At 66.6% G+C, this 976-nt stretch carries 1 protein-coding gene and 1 pseudogene; both read right to left on the reverse strand.

Annotated features, from left to right (window positions below):
- Positions 1-72 precede the first annotated feature (72 nt).
- A complete protein-coding gene (locus ABTU92_RS30130; RefSeq protein ID WP_408095206.1) occupies positions 73-516 on the reverse strand; it encodes a thiamine pyrophosphate-dependent enzyme in 444 nt (147 codons plus the stop codon).
- A 201-nt stretch (positions 517-717) separates the two neighbouring features.
- Positions 718-951: pseudogene (locus ABTU92_RS30135) on the reverse strand (hypothetical protein); the annotation flags it as partial.
- Between the last annotated feature and the right edge of the window lie 25 nt (positions 952-976).

Consider the following 976-nt stretch of genomic DNA (forward strand, 5'->3'; position numbering starts at 1 on the left):
GCGCCTCCTCCATCCTCGTTTCGTTTGCGTCGCATCGGGCGTACGACGGCACCTACGACGCCCCGCCGATACTCAGGGCTCGCGATCGATGATCAGGAAGCTCGGGCCCGGATGCGCGAGCGCGCGGGAGAGAACATCGTCGACCGCGTGAAGACTCTCGATTGTCTCGGTGCGTGCGCCGAATCCCGCGGCGATGCGCTGCAGATCCACGTCCGGGTCGGTGAAGTCCATGCCGACGAAGCGCGTGGTCTCGATGGTCGTCCCCATCGCGTTGCACCACAGGTCCTTCAACAGCCGATACTCGTTGTTCACGAAGCAGACGAAGATGGAGGGGATGGCGTACTTGGCCGCCGTCCAGAGCGCATGGATCGAGAACAGGCTGCCACCGTCGCCCACGAAGCAGACCGCGGGCTTTCCGGTCGCGAGGCCGATCCCGACCCCCAGCGGCATCGCCCAGCCGAGCCCGCCGCCGCGTGGCGAGAAATGAACGTTGCGGAACCCGAGCCGAACGGCCATGTCCTGCACGACGGCGTCCTCGGAAGAGCCTTCCGTGACGATATGGGTGGTCCGGTCGAGCCGACGCAGCACGGCGAGAATCGTCGCATCGCTCGGGTTCTTGCCCGAGGCGGGATAGCTGGCGTCCAGAGCTGCCTCGTCGACGGCCCGCGAGCGGCCCGGCACGTCCGGGGCGCCCAGTGCCGTCGCCAGCGCGTTCAGGGTCGCGCCGATGTCGCCGAGCACCGCCATGTCACAGGGAAAGTCGAATCCGATCTGGCTGGCCGCCGGCGCGATCTGGATGACCTGCAAGTCGGCGGGCAGCGCGGAGCGGTCCTCGTAGGTGAAGCTGTCGACTTTCTCGCCGATCAGCAGCATGGCGTCGTAGCGGCTCAGCGTTTCGTTGATCTTCTTCGTGATCGACGGAAGCTGGCCGCGGAAGCTCGGATCGAGCGGGTCGACCGTGCCCTACACATGGAAC

It is taken from the genome of Rhodoplanes sp. SY1, assembly GCF_046000175.1.
In the GTDB taxonomy this organism is placed as follows: Bacteria; Pseudomonadota; Alphaproteobacteria; order Rhizobiales; family Xanthobacteraceae; genus Rhodoplanes.

Bases quoted from the DNA above. Each gene is read 5' to 3' on its own strand.
- ABTU92_RS30130 (WP_408095206.1), bottom strand. From the start codon at position 516: ATGGCCGTTCGGCTCGGGTTCCGCAACGTTCATTTCTCGCCACGCGGC.